This is a genomic window from Leisingera sp. F5 (assembly GCF_001593695.1).
On record NZ_LUKH01000024.1, the window covers coordinates 34,766 to 50,576 of the forward strand.

A 15,811-nucleotide genomic window follows, 5' to 3' on the forward strand; every position below is an offset into this window, starting at 1 on the left:
GGCGAGACCTTCCCATGCCGCAGCGTCCTCTTTCCCATATTCGTGTTCTTGATTTCGGCCACTACCTGGCCGGCCCCCTGACTGGCATGATGCTGGCCGACTTAGGGGCTGAGGTCATCCGCATCACCCCGCCCGGCGGCACCGGGTTTGATGGTCCGGCCTTTGACATGTTGTCGCGGGGCAAGCAGACGCTCGCGCTGGAGCTGAAGTCCGAAGAGGGCCGCGCCACCGCAATCGAACTCGCAAAACGCGCCGATGCGGTGATCGAGAACTTCCGCCCCGGTGTGATGGACCGCCTGGGCCTGGGGCCGGAGACCTTGCGCGCGGCCAACAACCAGCTGGTCTATCTGTCGATGCCGGGCTTTGCCTCCACTGACGCGGAGCTGGCTGACCTGCCCGCCTGGGAGGCCGTGATCGCGGCCTATACCGGCCAGTTCACCGACATGGGCCTGAACCGCCGTCTGATGGGCATCAACCCGTCCTTCTCGCCGCTGGCGCTGGCCTCGGCCTATGGCGCCAGCTTCGGCGCGATGTCGGTGCTGTTTGCCCTGAACGCCCGCGAAGCCAATGGCGGCGACCATATCGAGGTGCCGCTGGCCGCCGCGCTCCTGGAGGGGCTGGTCTATAATTGCGAGCAGATCGAGGACTATCCCGAGCGCTACAAATCCCCGCGCGAGGTGGAGCTGGACCGCCGCGCCGCCGAGGGGCTGCCGATGAACCTGAAGTTCGAGGAGCTGTCCGAGTTCCTCGACCCGTTCTACCGCACCTATACCTGCGGCGACGGGCGAGGGTTTTATGTGGTGGCCGGCTCGGTTGCTACTCATCCCCGCCGGGTGTTGGAGACCTTGGGGCTGAAGGATCTGGCCGACGAGCTGCCGGATTTCCCGGCTTACTTGGATACCAAGGACTGGCCCGCAGAATGGTCGATGCGCAATTACCCGGTGGGGCCGTCTGACCGCGCGCGGGTGTCTTCGGCAATGAAGGCCGCCTTCCTGACGAAGCCGTCGCATGAATGGGAAGAGCTGTTTGGCGCCGCCAAGGCGCCCGCCACCGCGCAGCGCTTTACCAAGGAATGGCTCGATGACCCGCATGCGCTGGCCTCGGGCCTGGTGCTGCAGGTAGAGGACGCCAGACACGGCGCCATGCGGCAGATGGGCAATGTCGCCTGGCTGAGTGATGACGCAGGCGCGGCGCAGAAGATCAGCGCCGTCAAAGCTGATCTGGCGGCGCTGCTGGCTGAGCCGGAGCGCAGCACTGGCAGCGGTCATGAAGGCAAAGGATGGCTCGACGGGTTGAAGGTCGTCGACCTCACAAATGTGATTGCCGGGCCGACCATCGGCTCGACGCTTGCGCGGTTCGGCGCAGAGGTGACGCTGGTGCAGCCGGTAGAGCCGTCTGTCGACCCCTGGAACACCGTGGTCTTTGGCATCCATGCGCAGCGCGGCAAGGAGAGTATCCTGCTGAACCTGCGCACAGACGAGGGGCAGGAGGCATTGGCCCGTCTGATTGCCGGCGCTGACATGATCACGATGAACGGCACCGACCAGCAGCGCGACTATCTGGGTCTGTCTCCAGAACGGCTGGCCGGGATCAACCCGCGCCTGATCCTGGTGCAGCTGGATGCCTTTGGCGGCCCCATGCGCGGGCCGAAGTCCGATCATCTGGGCTATGATGATCTGGCGCAGGCAGCCACCGGCGTGATGCTGCGCTTTGGCGGCGGTATGGACACGCCCGAGGAACACGCCCATTTCGGCACCATCGACGTGCTGACCGGCTTCTGCGCCTGCGTGGCCCTGGGCGGCGCCTTGCTGCAACTCAAGGAGACTGGCAAGGGCGGGGTGGCGCGGGCTTCGCTTGCAGCGGCCGGCAACCTGATCCAGGCGCAGTTCATGTTTGACCACGCGGGCCGGGTACCCTTCGACGAGCCTTCGGGCCGCGAGGCCCTGGGCTGGGGGCCGTTCTACCATTGCTACCAGGCCTCGGACTGCTGGTTCTTCTTTGCCGCCCCCACTGAACGCGGCGCTGCGCTGGTACGGGTGGCTGAGCTGACGGATCTGGCTGAGCTGCCGGAGGATCAGCTGCACGGCGCATTGGCGGAGCGGTTCCGCACTCAGCCCTTGGCGCATTGGCGCGCGGCGTTTGCCGGCACCTCTGCCACCGCGGTGCCGCTGTCCTCGCTGCACGAAACCCGCGATGCGGCGCTGCAGCTGGAAAGCGCCGGCAGTATAGACCTTGCACAAGCAACTTTCCGGGTGATCCGCCACGACCAGCACCCCATGGGACGCTGGTGCGATCTGGTGGCGCCGAATGCGGTGCGCCCGCAAGCCGGCCGGATCACTATCCCGGGGCCGGCGCCGAAATACGGCGGGCACACCAGAGCCATTCTGGAGCGGTTGGGTTATGCGCCGGAACAGGCGGAGGCAATGATTGCCGGCGGCGCTGCGGGTGAGGCCTGGTCGGAGAAATACTTGCCGGAGTAGGCCCGGATCTGCGGTCTTGCAAAGTATGGGGTGCCGGAGCCGGGCACCCCATTGGCTTTGCCGGAAAATGCTGGGAAATGGAAATTTCCTGCCGCAAAAGGCGTAAAACTTCCGGTTTCTGGATTAATTTGTGAAACCGTAATATAGTGGCGTCTCATGCCAAATGAACCTGAGTGCCGGACGGTCGGAAATGTCCGGGCAGCGGGGAAAGGGGGCGGGATGCTGATTGCGGTCGTGCTTGTGCTGATCGTGGCGGGGTCTGTTGCGTTCCATCTGTTAAGTCCGTGGTGGTGGACGCCGATCGCGTCGAATTGGGACTATATCGACGATACGCTGGTTATAACCTTCTGGATCACCGGCGCGGTGTTTGCCGCGGTGGTCCTGTTCACGGCCTATTGCGTCTGGAAATTCCGCCACCGGCCCGGGCACAAGGCGGAATTCGACCCGGAAAACAAACGGCTGGAGTTGTGGCTGACCGGGGTGACCGCTGTGGGAGTGGCGGCGATGCTGGTGCCGGGGCTGTTTGTGTGGAAGCAGTTCGTAACCGTGCCTGAAGACGCCACTGAACTTGAAGTCTTCGGCCAGCAATGGAGCTGGGCCTACCGGCTGCCCGGCGCTGACGGGGTGCTGGGCACTGCCGATGCGGAATGGGTGAACGGGGAGAACCCTTTGGGAGTCAATCCGCATGACCGCTTTGGCAAGGATGACCTGATCATCGAAGGCGGCGAGATTTATCTGCCGGTCGATAAGCCGGTGAAGCTGCTGCTGCGCTCGATTGATGTTCTGCACAATTTCTACGTGCCCGAGTTCCGCGCCAAGATGGACATGGTGCCGGGCATGGTCACCTACATCTGGCTCACCCCCACCCGCACTGGCGCGTATGAAGTGCTTTGCGCCGAATACTGCGGCACAGCGCATCCGTTTATGCGCGGCTATGTGACGGTGGTGGAGGCCGAAGAATACCAGGAGTGGCTGCAGGAGCAGCTGACTTTTGAGGAATACGCAAACGCCGGCGGTTCTCAAACCCGGCTCGCAGCGCGCTCAACCGCGGTTCCGTAACGCGATAAAGCCGGTGCCCTGGCTGCGGGGGAAACTGCGGGGAAACAAGGTGTCCGTCCATGGGGGCAGCCGGGCGGAAGGTAATTGTGACGGAGTATGGTAACTGTGACGGAGTTCTGTAATGACCGACTACTTGCCTGAACCAGACAGCAATCTGCCGCCGCGCGAAGTTGCCGATGTGATGCCGCCGCATGCGCACAGCTGGATCGGCAAGTATGTCTTCTCGCAGGATGCCAAATACATCGCCATCCAGTATTCCGGCACCGCCGTGGCCATCGGCCTGGTTGCCTTGGTGATGTCCTGGCTGATGCGGCTGCAACTGGGGTTTCCTGGCACTTTCGATTTCATCACGCCCGAGGCTTATTACCAGTTTGTCACCATGCACGGGATGATCATGGTGATTTACCTGCTGACGGCGATCTTCCTCGGCGGCTTCGGCAATTACCTGATCCCGTTGATGGTGGGCGCCCGGGACATGGTGTTTCCTTTCGTCAATATGCTCAGCTACTGGGTTTATTTGCTGGCGGTGCTGGTGCTGGTCGCCAGCTTCTTTGTCCCCGGCGGCCCCACCGGCGCAGGCTGGACGCTGTACCCGCCGCAGGCGGTGCTGTCCGGCACACCGGGCGGCGCGCAGGGCGGGATCATCCTGATGCTGCTCTCGCTGATCCTGTTCATCATCGGCTTCACCATGGGCGGGCTGAACTATGCCGTGACCGTGCTGCAGGCCCGCACCCGCGGCATGACGATGATGCGGCTGCCGCTGACGGTCTGGGGGATCTTCACCGCAACCGTGATGGCGCTGCTGGCGTTTCCGGCCCTGTTTGTCGCCTGTGTGATGATGCTGTTCGACCGGCTCCTGGGCACCTCGTTCTTCATGCCGACGCTGGTGGAGCTGGGCGAAAAGCTCAGCTATGGCGGCGGCAGCCCGATTGCCTTTCAGCATCTGTTCTGGTTCTTCGGCCACCCCGAGGTCTATATCGTGGCGCTGCCCGCCTTCGGCATCGTCTCCGATCTGATTGCGGTGCATGCGCGCAAGACCGTGTTCGGTTACCGGATGATGGTCTGGGCCATCGTCATCATCGGCGCGCTCAGCTTTATCGTCTGGGCGCACCATATGTATGTTTCGGGCATGCACCCGTGGTTCGGCTTCTTCTTTGCAACGACTACGCTGATCATCGCCATTCCAACCGCGATCAAGGTCTACAACTGGGTGCTGACCTTGTGGAAGGGCGACATCCACCTGACCATCCCGATGCTGTTTGCGCTGGGCTTTATCGTGACCTTCGTGAACGGCGGGCTGACGGGGCTGTTCCTGGGCAACGTGGTGGTAGACGTGCCGCTGTCGGACACCATGTTTGTGGTGGCCCATTTCCACATGGTGATGGGGGTAGCGCCGATCATGGTGATCTTTGGCGCGATCTATCACTGGTATCCGCTTATGACGGGCCGGTTGCTGAACCAGGCAATGGGGCAGATCCATTTCTGGGTCACCTTCATCGGTGCCTATGCGATCTTCTTCCCGATGCACTATGTCGGCCTTGTCGGGGTGCCGCGGCGATATTTTGAGATCGGCGAGCCGGAGTTCCTCACCGCGCCGGTGGATGGGCTGAATGCCTTCATTTCATCGGCGGCGCTGATTGTCGGCGCGGTACAGGTGCTGTTCCTGTTCAATATCCTTTGGAGCCTGCGCCACGGGCGCGCGTCGGGCGGCAATCCCTGGCGGGCGGCATCGCTGGAGTGGCAAACACCTGAAATCCCGCCCAGGCATGGCAATTGGGACGAGCTGCCCAATGTCTACCGCTGGGCCTATGACTACAGCGTGCCCGGCGCGCCCGAGGATTATGTCGCGCAGACTGATCCTTGGATGCCGGACGGCGAGGGGCGGCGGCTGTGACCGTCATCCTGGCCTTCCTGGCGCTGGTCGCCCTGGCTGCCGGTCTGTGGCTGTCGCAGCAGCACTTGGCCTCCAAGCCCTGGCTGGAAACCGGAATTGCGCCTTTGGCCGCCCATGGTCCGGGCCGCGCGCCGGGTATCATCTTCATCGCGATCTTTGTCACTGTGATCGGCGGGTTGTTTGCTATGCTGGGCAGCGCCTTTGTCATGCAGATCGAAGAAACCCCTTGGGAGCTGGTGCCGCTGCCCGGCCGGGTCTGGATGAACACGGCACTGTTGCTGCTGGCAAGTTTCTTTTTGCAGCTTGTGGTGATCTCGGCACGGGCTGGTACCACGCGCTGGCTGCGTGCCAGCCTGATTGCTGCCAGCATCGCCACACTCGCTTTTCTGGCGGGCCAGGTGCAGGTGTGGATCACATTGACCGATGGCGGCTACCCGCTGGACGGCACTCCGGCGGCGAGCTTTTTCTATCTGATCACCGGCCTGCACGGGTTGCACATGCTGGGCGGTATCATCGCGCTGGCGGTGATCTGCGCCCGCCACGCCGGCGCCGGAGACGTGAAGGCGCTGCTGCCGGGGGTGCGGCTCTGCGCGCTCTACTGGCACGCGCTGCTGGCGTTCTGGCTGATGCTGTTTGCGCTGCTGCAGGGCTGGGGCAATGCGTTTCTGGCGCTGTGCCGCGCGGCTGTGAGTTGAGGAGGGACACCGATGGAACATCATCCGCTTCAAGGCCAGGACCAGACGCTGCAGCAGCGGGGCCATAGCGGGTTTGCCGCCGACTGGGGTTCGGACCAGCGGGCCTTCAAGAAGGTTTCCTGGGGCAAGGCGATGATGTGGATCCTGCTGCTCAGCGATACCTTTGTCTTTGCCTGTTTTCTGGTCGCCTATCTGAACGCCCGCAACTCCACCACCGTGGAATGGCCCAACGCCAGCGAGGTTTTTGCCCTGCACATCGGGGGTGCAAACCTGCCGCTGATCCTGATTGCCATCATGACCTTTGTGCTGATCTCTTCTTCCGGCACCATGGCGATGGCGGTGAACTGCGCCTACCGCAAGGCGCGCAAGGCCACTGCCGTGCTGATGCTAGCCACCGCCGCGCTGGGCGCGATGTTTGTCGGCATGCAGGCATTCGAATGGTCCAAGCTGATTTCCGAGGGCGTGCGCCCCTGGGGCAACCCCTGGGGGGCAGAGCAGTTCGGCGCCAGTTTCTTTATGATCACCGGCTTTCACGGAACCCATGTCACCATCGGCGTGATCTTCCTTGTCATCGTCGCCCGGCGGGTCTGGCGCGGCGATTTCGACCGCAACCAGCGCAGCTGGATGTCCGCTGGCAACGGCGATTACGAGGCGGTGGAGATCATGGGACTTTACTGGCACTTCGTCGACCTGGTCTGGGTCTTCATCTTTGCATTCTTCTATCTATGGTAGGGGGCCGAAATGACACATTCACCGCAAACCGCTGAGGCCGCAGAGATGGCGCATGACGAGGGGCAGCAACATCCGATCAAACTCTATTTCGCGGTCTGGATACTGCTGTTCGTGCTCAGCGCGGCCTCCTACTGGGTCGATTACGCCCAGTTGCAGGGGCTGCTGCGCTGGAGCCTGATCCTGATCTTCATGACGCTGAAGGCGGGGCTGATCATCGCGGTGTTCATGCATATGGCCTGGGAACGGCTGGCGCTGATCTATGCGGTTTTGCTGCCGCCCTTGGCGATGATCGGGCTGCTGGCCATTCTGATCATTGAATCGGACTACACCGCGGAGACCCGGGTGATCGAATTCGGCCAGGGGGCGGCAGCGGTTGAATAGATGCCCCGCCTGGCCGGGCGCTGCCCTCCGCTTTCTATCTCGAAGCCAGCAACAGAAAAGGCGCCCCGGTTTTCCGGAGCGCCTTGTTAGCCTTTTAAACTTGCTTACGCCGCCAGGTCAAACCGGTCTGCGTTCATCACTTTGACCCAAGCCGCCACGAAGTCCCGCACAAACGCTGCCTCGCCGTCTGCCTGCGCATAGACCTCGGACAATGCCCGCAGCTGCGAGTTGGAGCCGAACACCAGATCCGCCCGCGTGCCGGTCCACTTGATTGCACCGCTGGCCCGGTCGCGGCCCTCATACGTGCCGTCCTCAGCCGGTTTCCACTCCACACCCATATCGGTGATATTGGTGAAGAAGTCGGTGCTCAGCACGCCAACCCGGTCCGTGAACACACCGTGCTTGGAGCCGCCATGATTGGCGCCCAGCACCCGCAGGCCCCCGATCAGCGCAGTCATTTCCGGCGCGCCAAGGGTCAGCAGTTGCGCCCGGTCCACCAGCATCTTCTCAGTCGGCACGCTGTAGGCCGCCTTCTGGTAGTTGCGGAAACCATCGGCCTCCGGCTCCAGCACAGCAAAGCCTTCGGTGTCGGTCTGCTCCTGGCTGGCATCGGTGCGGCCAGGGGTGAAAGGCACGTCCACCGGGTGGCCCGCAGCCTTTGCAGCCTCTTCGACACCGGCGCCTCCTGCAAGAACAATCAGATCAGCCATCGAGACCTTCTTGCCCCCAGAGGCGCTGGCATTGAATTCGCTCTGGATTTGTTCCAGCGCGTTCAGCACCTTGGCCAGCTGGTCTGGCTGGTTCACCTCCCAGTCCTTTTGCGGCGCAAGCCGGATACGGCCGCCATTGGCGCCGCCGCGCATGTCCGAGCCGCGGAAGGTCGAGGCCGAGGCCCAGGCGGTGGCAACCAGATCAGAGACCGACAGCCCGGTTGCCAGGATATTGGCCTTCAGCTGCGAGGTATCCTGTTCATCCACCAGCGCATGATCCACCGCGGGTACCGGATCCTGCCAGAGCAGATCTTCGGCAGGCACATCCGCGCCCAGGTAGCGCGACTTCGGACCCATATCGCGGTGGCACAGCTTGAACCAGGCGCGGGCAAAGGCATCGGCGAATTTCTCCGGGTTGGCGTGGAAATCGCGCGAGATTTTCTCGTACTCGGGGTCCATCCGCAGCGACATGTCGGCGGTGGTCATCATCGGCGCATGGCGCAAGCTCGGATCATGCGCGTCCACCACCATATGCTCAGGCGCCACGTCCTGCGCGTGCCACTGCTGCGCCCCTGCGGGGCTCTTCTCCAGCTTCCACTCGTAGCCGAACAGCACGTCGAAATAGCCCATGTCCCAGGTTGTCGGATTGGGTTTCCAGGCGCCTTCGATACCTGAAGTCGTCGTATCGCCGCCTTTACCGGACCCATGCGTATTGATCCAGCCAAGGCCCATTTGCTCCATCGAACCGGCTTCAGGCTCGGCACCGACCAGTTCAGGGTCGCCTGCACCATGGGCCTTGCCAAAGGTGTGGCCGCCTGCAACCAGCGCCACGGTTTCCTCGTCATTCATGCCCATGCGCGCAAATGTGTCGCGCACATCCAGGCCCGAGGCGACAGGGTCCGGGTTGCCGTCGGGGCCTTCCGGATTGACGTAAATCAGCCCCATCTGCACGGCTGCCAGAGGGTTCTCCAGCTCCCGGTCACCGGAATAGCGGCTGTTTGCCTGATCGCTGGTGGCCAGCCATTCGTTTTCGGACCCCCAATAGACGTCCTCCTCAGGCTCCCAGACGTCGGCACGGCCGCCGCCAAAGCCAAACACCGGGCCGCCCATCGATTCAATGGCGCAATTGCCTGCCAGGATCATCAGATCACCCCAGGAGATCTTGCTGCCGTATTTCTGCTTGATCGGCCACAGCAGGCGCCGCGCCTTGTCCAGGTTGCCGTTGTCCGGCCAGGAGTTCACCGGTGCAAAGCGCTGGTTGCCGGTGCCGCCGCCGCCGCGGCCATCGGCGGTGCGGTAAGTGCCCGCGCTGTGCCAGGCCATGCGGATAAACAGCCCGCCGTAGTGGCCGTAATCCGCAGGCCACCAGTCCTGGCTGTCGGTCATCAGCGCAAACAGATCCCGCTTCACGGCCTTCAGGTCGAGTGTCTTGAAGGCCTCGCGGTAGCTGAAATCTGCCCCCATCGGGTTCGACTTGGGCGAATGCTGATGCAGGATCTTCAGGTTCAGCTGGTTCGGCCACCAATCCTGGTTCGAGGTGCCGCCGCTGTCGGTATTAAGCGCCGCGCCGTGCATTACCGGGCATTTTTCCGCGGGGGTGTTTCCGTCCATATTCTTCTCCGATCGTGGCTTCAATTAGTTGAACTGCGTCGAGGCAGAAATGTTCCCGGATCAGTCCAGCAGCGCAGGCGCCGCCTGAAACTGCATTTGGGGCAAAGACTGCTGTTGCCGGGATTCCCTGTCGTCCTGCAGAGGAGGCTAGCAGGGAATTTCCATTGGATTAAGTTGCATTTATTCATCGCAGTGATAATGAAAACCTATGATAAACGTGACCCTCCGCCAGATGCGCTATTTCGAGGCGCTGGCCCAGCATCGCCATTTCGGCCGCGCGGCAGATGCCTGCGCAGTGTCGCAGCCCGCTTTGTCGGTTCAGATCAAGGAATTGGAGGAAGTGCTGGGGGTGCAGCTGGTTGAGCGCGGCGCACGCCAGGTACGGCTTACCGGACTGGGAGAGGATCTGGCGCTGCGGGTGCGCGGGATCCTGCGGTCGGTTGATGAGCTGGGCGAACTGGCGCGCGCGTCCCGTGAGGGGCTGGCCGGACGTTTAAGGATCGGAGTGATTCCCACTATCGCCCCCTATTTGCTGCCGTCCATTGTCGGGAATCTGACCCGGCAGTATCCGGAAGCTGACATCCGTGTGCGCGAAACCGTGACCCCAAGGCTGCTTGACGAACTGGGAGAGGGCCGGCTGGACACGGCGATTGTTGCGCTGCCGGTTTCCGAGCCGGCTTTTGAGGAAGTTGCGCTGTTCGAGGAGGACTTTGTGCTGGTGCGTCCCGGCGCGGACACCGGCAAGCCGGTTCCCGGTCCCGATGGCCTGCGCGAAATGCGTCTGCTGCTGCTGGAGGAGGGGCATTGCTTCCGCGATCAGGCGCTGTCGTTCTGCAACATGCAATCGGCGGCTCCGCGCGAGCTTCTGGATGGCAGCTCGCTGTCGACCCTGGTGCAGATGGTCAGCGCCGGAATCGGCGTCACGCTGATTCCCGAAATGGCCGTCCCGGTCGAGACCCGCTCGGCTGTTGTCTCGGTTTCGCGGTTCCGGGATCCTCAGCCGGCCCGCACAATTGGCATGATCTGGCGCCGCAGCAACCCGCTCGCACGGCAGCTTCTGCAGGTGGCAGAGGTGGTGCGGCAGGCTGCGCAGGCTTTGCGATCAAGCTATAGTCCGCTGAATTGAAACGGCTTTGCTGTGCGTTTGCGGACAATAATCTGCGCTGTTTCCCAGCGATTGAGCGCCGCCGAAACGGTTGCAACCGCATGAGGAATGATGCGTAAAGGGCACGCTCACAACCATTTTATAGCCCTGCGGTTTCAGGCCTGAAGGTGCGTTGTTAAGCTTTCGTTAATAAAAAACGAATTTAGGCAGGCATACAGGCAGATGAAAACGGGCTTTCGTGGCACGTTTGTTGTTTCCTGGTCGCAAACCGAGGTTGACGGCCTTCCGGCTGCACCGGTTGACGCTCTTGATGTAGGGGCGGCTTGGTCCTGGCATGGCGATGCTGTGCGGGTGGACGGGCCGTCAGAGCTGTTGCGGCTGGATATGGCAAATGGCGAGGCAGATTTGCGCCGCCGGGCAGCACGGTCGGTGCGCCGGCTGGTTGGTGCGGCAGTTCAGAACCGGACCGATGTCGCTGCGGTCGAGGTGGATGAACCGCTGATGGACAGCAGTTTTGTCGTGACCAATGGCGTGCAAAGTTTTACTGTCACCCTGATCGAAGTCGGGCCGGGCCAGCGCCCGCTCTTGATGTTCGTTGATGAACTCCCGCCGCGCGGTGCTGATCTTTGGGTCGTGCATCATTCGCTGAGCACGGCCGGCACGGATCGTCCGCAAGGCGAAACCGGGGTGATCTGCTTTACACCGGGCACTTTGATCGCAACGCCCGGCGGCCCGAAACGGGTCGAGCAGTTGCGCGAGGGCGAAAAGGTGCAGACCCGCGACAACGGTGCTCAGGAAATCCTCTGGATCGGCTCCCGCCGGATCAGCGGTGCGCGGCTGTTTGTGATGCCGCGGCTGCGGCCGATCCGCATCCACGCCGGGGCCTTGGGGATCGACCGGCCGGAGCAGGAGCTGCTGGTCTCGCCTGATCACCGGATGCTCTTGCGCGGCGACCGGGTGCGGGCGCTGTTCAACACGCCCGAAGTGCTGGTCGCGGCTGGTGATCTGGTCAATGGCCGCACCATCCTGCCTGACGCCTCGGTGCGGCAGGCGACCTACATCCATATCATGCTGGCAAACCACCAGGTGCTGTGGGCCAATGGAGTTGAGACCGAGAGCTTCCACCCCTCCAATGCGTCGCTGACGGCGCTCAGCGACAGCGACCGGGCACGGTTGTTCCGTCTGCACCCCGGACTGGAGCGCAACCCGCTGGCCTATGGCGCTTATGCCCGCCGCAATCTGAGCGCGTCCGAGGCTGCGATTCTGGGCCACGAGGCGGCCTGAGCCTTTACGAACACGAGGCAGAACGCTATTTCAGGCCCGGTCCGGGCCGCGCCTGCAAGTTTTCACGACGAACGCGCCAAAGCTGTGTTGACTCTGCCCCATCCCCCTATATAAGCGCGGCTTCATTGGTGTTGGCGGCCCCCGCAAGGGGATGCCTGTCATGCCCGGATCCTGGATCCGGAGCAAGAGGACAACGCCCTTAATAGTCACGGCTTGCCCGGGGCGGTTCAAACCAGACGGTTGCCGATGCAGACGCGTTCGCAGCCCGGAAAGTGGGAACCGGTTTCCGGAACAAGCTGCGAAGCCACTAATAAGGAGATCAGCCGTGACCAAACGCACGTCTGCCAAGTACAAAATCGACCGCCGCATGGGCGAAAACATCTGGGGCCGTCCGAAGTCCCCGGTCAACCGCCGCGACTATGGCCCGGGCCAGCACGGCCAGCGCCGCAAGGGCAAACTGTCCGACTTCGGCATCCAGCTGCGCGCCAAGCAGAAGCTCAAGGGCTACTACGGCGACCTGACCGAAAAGCAGTTCCGCCGCATCTACGGTGAAGCTGTGCGTGTGAACGGCGATACCGGTGAAAACCTGATCGGCCTGCTCGAGCGCCGCCTGGACGCGGTTGTCTACCGCGCCAAGTTTGTTGCGACCGTCTTTGCGGCCCGCCAGTTCGTGAACCACGGCCACGTGACCGTGAACGGCAAGCGCGTCAACATCCCCTCCTACCGCGTGAAAGAGGGTGACGTGATCGAAGTCCGCGACAAGTCCAAGCAGATGGTTGCCGTTCTGGAAGCCACCCAGCTGGCCGAGCGCGACGTTCCCGATTACATCGAAGCGGACCACTCCAAGCTGAAAGCAACCTTCGTGCGCACCCCCGGCCTGGGCGACGTGCCGTACCCGGTTCTGATGGAACCGAACCTGGTTGTGGAATTCTACGCCAAAAACTAAGCCTGCCGCCGTCACGGCGCATGGCGAAAGGGCTGTCCTGCAGGGCAGCCCTTTTTCGTTTCCTGCAGTGCTGTGCCCGCAGTGGTAAAACCCGGTAGCCCTGCGCGCCGCCTGCCACTATCCTGCCTGTAAAACGACAGGGAGTAAGTGATGAAAACCTATCTGAAGGCCGCCGCCGCCATGGCAGTATTGACCGCCGCCTCCGCAGGCGCCGCGCCGTTGAAGCTGACACCTGCGGATCCGCAGCCCTCCGGTGTCAAGCCGGGGCTGTCTGTGGTTTATGCCTATCCGCATGATGTGAAGTCTCTGGTTGAGGCCTCCTCGGCGCTGAAAATCTCCAGCGAACCGGGCCAGCCCATCGCAGGCCTGGACAATCGCGACACGGAGGAGGGGCAGAACACGCTCACGTCCAAACGGGCGCTGAACGTCGTGGCCCGGATCACCGGCTATGTGAAAATTGACCAGCCCGGCATCCACAATATCGACTTCCTCACCAATGACGGGCTGCGCGCCAGGGTCGGCGGCCAGGTGGTGGGTGAATACGACGGCCGGCAGTCCTGCGACAGCACCATCCTGACAGAAGTAGAGGTGCCGTCTGCGGGCTGGTACCCGGTCGACATCCTTTACTTCCAGCGCCTCGGCACCGCCTGCCTGCACATGCGCATGGGTCCGGAGGGCAAACGTCCGAAATGGATGAAGGACAGCGCCTTCGGGCATTAAACGACCGCAGCTTCTTTCTGGTTGAAAATACTCCGGGGGGAGCCCGCAGGGCTGGGGGCGGCGCCCCCCTTTAAACCCGTTCTCCTACAGCGGCAGCGGACGTCCCTCGGCGATGGCCTCCATCGCGAAATAGGAGGTTACGCTGTCCAGCTCGACACCTGAAATCAGCCGCTGATACACCTTATCATAGCTGGCCATATCCTCGGTGACCACTTTCAGCTGATAATCGTAATCGCCGCCGATGCGGTGGAAATCCACCACCTCGGAAATGGTCAGCACATGGCGGCGGAATTTTTGCAGCCAGTCTGCTGAATGATGCCTTGTGCGCAGCAGCACAAAAACCACCAGATCCAGCCCCAGCTGCTTGCGGTCCAGCCGCGCGGTCGAGCCCTTGAGCAGCCCGCTGTCGTTCAACGCCTTCAGCCGCCGCCAGCAGGCGTTCTGCGACAGCCCCACCTGATCGGCCAGCTCCCGTTGCGACAAGCTGGCATCCTGCTGCAGCGCGCGCAGGATACTTCGGTCAATTTGATCGGCAATTTTGCTCATGTGCAGATCATATGACACAAGAACTGTAGTTTCCACTCAGTAATTGATTAAGTTCTTGCGCCAGAAGCCGTTCATCATGCCTCAACAGATTTCGGAGGCGCGACATGACCCTGGCAGCATTCAAACAGACAATCCGGCAGGCGGCTCAAAGCGGCGCCTTGGGCCGCAGCGTGATCGGTGACGGGGTGATGATCCCGGGCCTCGATGGCGAGGTGCCGCTGGTCTATGCCGATTACGTTGCCTCCGGCCGGGCGCTGCGACAGGTCGAGGATTTCGTGGCGGACCAGGTGCTGCCCTTCTATGCCAACTCCCATACCGAGGCTTCTTATTGCGGCACGCAGATGACCCGCCTGCGCCGCGAGGCCCGGGCTGAGATTGCCCGCATGACCGGCGCCACTGGGGATGATGCGGTGATTTTCACCGGATCGGGTGCCACCGCGGGTCTCAATCGGCTGGTCAGCCTTTTCGGCGTGAACGAGGCTGTCCGGCCGGTTGTTTTCATTGGCCCTTATGAACACCACTCCAACATCCTGCCCTGGCGCGAAAGCAAGGCGGAGGTGGTGGAAATCCCCGAGGCCGCTGAGGGCGGGGCGGATCTGGCGGTTCTGGAGCTTGCCCTGAAGCAGCATGCCGACAGTGACCTGAAGATCGGCAGTTTTTCGGCGGCCTCCAACGTCACCGGCATCCTGACCGAACCTGATCCCATCAGCTGCCTGCTGCATGAACACGGCGCGCTGGCGGTCTGGGACTATGCGGGAGGCGGCCCGTACCTGCCGATTGACATGGGTAGAAACGGGGCTGCCCGCAAAGACGCCGTGGTGGTCTCGCCGCATAAATTCCCGGGCGGCCCCGGTGCTTCGGGTGTGCTGGTGGTCAACACCGGCGCGGTGCGCCGCCGTTGCCCGTCCTGGCCGGGCGGGGGGACAGTCAGCTTTGTGTCCCCCTGGCAGCATGAATACAGCCTGGACCTGGCGACTCGTGAAGAAGCGGGTACGCCGAACGTGATCGGCGATATCCGCGCAGCGCTGGCATTTCTGGTGAAGGAAGCAGTCGGCCAAGAGAAGATCGAAGCCCGCGAAGCCAAGTTCGCAAACATGGCCTGGGCGGGCTGGTCGTCAAATCCGCGGCTGCAGATCCTGGGCCACCGTGATGCGCACCGGCTGCCGATCTTCTCCTTCCTGGTTTCGGACGGGGCGGGCAAGCCGGTGCATCAGCAGCTGTTCACCCGGATGCTGAGCGATGTCTACGGCATCCAGGCCCGCGGTGGTTGCGCCTGTGCGGGACCCTATGCGCACAGGCTGCTGGGCATTGATCAGCCGGAGTCGGAAAGGCTGTTTGCTGACCTGCAGGCAGGCGAGGAAATGAAGAAACCCGGCTGGGTTCGGCTCAACTTCTCATACCTGATGGAGGAGGCGCGCGCGCGATACATCATTGATTGCGTCAACGATCTGACCCAAAGGGCAGGGGAGCTTGCGGCCCGTTACAATGTCGATCCGGAAACCGCGCGGTTCAAGGCGCTGGTGGCATAGGAACAAACGGAAGGGGTGCTTTCCCGGGGCTGGGAAGCACCTCGCATACACGTGATATGTAGGTATCGAATCCCTGTATTTAAAGGGGGAATATGCCGGTCAAATCCCCCGCGACAGCG

Annotated in this window: 13 protein-coding genes; 11 read left to right on the forward strand and 2 right to left on the reverse strand. The window is 62.5% G+C overall.

The features are described from left to right. Nucleotides 1–14: 14 nt before the first annotated feature. From A2I95_RS16640 to A2I95_RS16665, 6 genes are all read left to right on the forward strand, one after another. Nucleotides 15–2,480, forward strand: a complete 2,466-nt coding sequence (locus A2I95_RS16640; protein WP_291731170.1) for a CoA transferase — start codon at nucleotides 15–17, stop codon at nucleotides 2,478–2,480. A gap of 219 nt (nucleotides 2,481–2,699) precedes the next feature. Then, on the forward strand, nucleotides 2,700–3,539 hold the full coding sequence (locus A2I95_RS16645) for a cytochrome c oxidase subunit II (RefSeq protein WP_291731171.1): 840 nt from the start codon (nucleotides 2,700–2,702) through the stop codon (nucleotides 3,537–3,539). A gap of 121 nt (nucleotides 3,540–3,660) precedes the next feature. Then, nucleotides 3,661–5,433: a cbb3-type cytochrome c oxidase subunit I gene (locus A2I95_RS16650; RefSeq protein WP_291731172.1), complete on the forward strand. Its 1,773-nt coding sequence runs from the start codon at nucleotides 3,661–3,663 to the stop codon at nucleotides 5,431–5,433. Further along, a complete protein-coding gene (locus A2I95_RS16655) occupies nucleotides 5,430–6,128 on the forward strand; it encodes a cytochrome c oxidase subunit 3 (RefSeq protein WP_291731173.1) in 699 nt (232 codons plus the stop codon). Before A2I95_RS16650 ends, A2I95_RS16655 begins: the two co-directional genes overlap by 4 nt. Nucleotides 6,129–6,140: 12 nt before the next feature. Next, the gene (locus A2I95_RS16660; protein ID WP_291731175.1) at nucleotides 6,141–6,860 is read left to right on the forward strand and encodes a heme-copper oxidase subunit III family protein; all 720 of its coding nucleotides are present in this window, start codon (nucleotides 6,141–6,143) and stop codon (nucleotides 6,858–6,860) included. 9 nt (nucleotides 6,861–6,869) lie between these two features. Then, nucleotides 6,870–7,241 carry a cytochrome C oxidase subunit IV family protein gene (locus A2I95_RS16665; RefSeq protein WP_291731176.1) on the forward strand — a complete coding sequence of 124 codons (372 nt, stop codon included), beginning with the start codon at nucleotides 6,870–6,872 and terminating at the stop codon, nucleotides 7,239–7,241. 104 nt (nucleotides 7,242–7,345) lie between these two features. Here A2I95_RS16665 and katG read toward each other — a convergent pair whose 3' ends face one another. Further along, the gene (gene katG / locus A2I95_RS16670) at nucleotides 7,346–9,562 is read right to left on the reverse strand and encodes a catalase/peroxidase HPI (RefSeq protein ID WP_291731178.1); all 2,217 of its coding nucleotides are present in this window, start codon (nucleotides 9,560–9,562) and stop codon (nucleotides 7,346–7,348) included. Nucleotides 9,563–9,770: 208 nt separating this feature from the next. On the opposite strand from katG, the gene A2I95_RS16675 reads away from it, so the two are divergent. From A2I95_RS16675 to A2I95_RS16690, 4 genes are all read left to right on the forward strand, one after another. Beyond that, the gene (locus A2I95_RS16675) at nucleotides 9,771–10,688 is read left to right on the forward strand and encodes a LysR substrate-binding domain-containing protein (protein ID WP_291731179.1); all 918 of its coding nucleotides are present in this window, start codon (nucleotides 9,771–9,773) and stop codon (nucleotides 10,686–10,688) included. Between the two features lie 201 nt (nucleotides 10,689–10,889). Beyond that, nucleotides 10,890–11,951, forward strand: coding sequence for a Hint domain-containing protein (locus A2I95_RS16680; RefSeq protein WP_291731180.1), 1,062 nt, complete (start codon nucleotides 10,890–10,892; stop codon nucleotides 11,949–11,951). Between the two features lie 325 nt (nucleotides 11,952–12,276). Then, on the forward strand, nucleotides 12,277–12,897 hold the full coding sequence (gene rpsD, locus A2I95_RS16685; RefSeq protein ID WP_027258072.1) for a 30S ribosomal protein S4: 621 nt from the start codon (nucleotides 12,277–12,279) through the stop codon (nucleotides 12,895–12,897). Between the two features lie 150 nt (nucleotides 12,898–13,047). After that, complete coding sequence (locus A2I95_RS16690) at nucleotides 13,048–13,617, forward strand: PA14 domain-containing protein (RefSeq protein ID WP_291731183.1); 570 nt, start codon at nucleotides 13,048–13,050, stop codon at nucleotides 13,615–13,617. Nucleotides 13,618–13,701: 84 nt separating this feature from the next. On the opposite strand, the gene A2I95_RS16695 is transcribed toward A2I95_RS16690, so the two are convergent. Continuing rightward, nucleotides 13,702–14,163 carry an Lrp/AsnC family transcriptional regulator gene (locus tag A2I95_RS16695; RefSeq protein ID WP_291731185.1) on the reverse strand — a complete coding sequence of 154 codons (462 nt, stop codon included), beginning with the start codon at nucleotides 14,161–14,163 and terminating at the stop codon, nucleotides 13,702–13,704. Between the two features lie 104 nt (nucleotides 14,164–14,267). On the opposite strand from A2I95_RS16695, the gene A2I95_RS16700 reads away from it, so the two are divergent. After that, nucleotides 14,268–15,692 (forward strand): aminotransferase class V-fold PLP-dependent enzyme, encoded by a 1,425-nt coding sequence (locus A2I95_RS16700; RefSeq protein WP_291731187.1) that lies wholly within the window; start codon nucleotides 14,268–14,270, stop codon nucleotides 15,690–15,692. The last annotated feature ends 119 nt before the right edge of the window (nucleotides 15,693–15,811 follow it).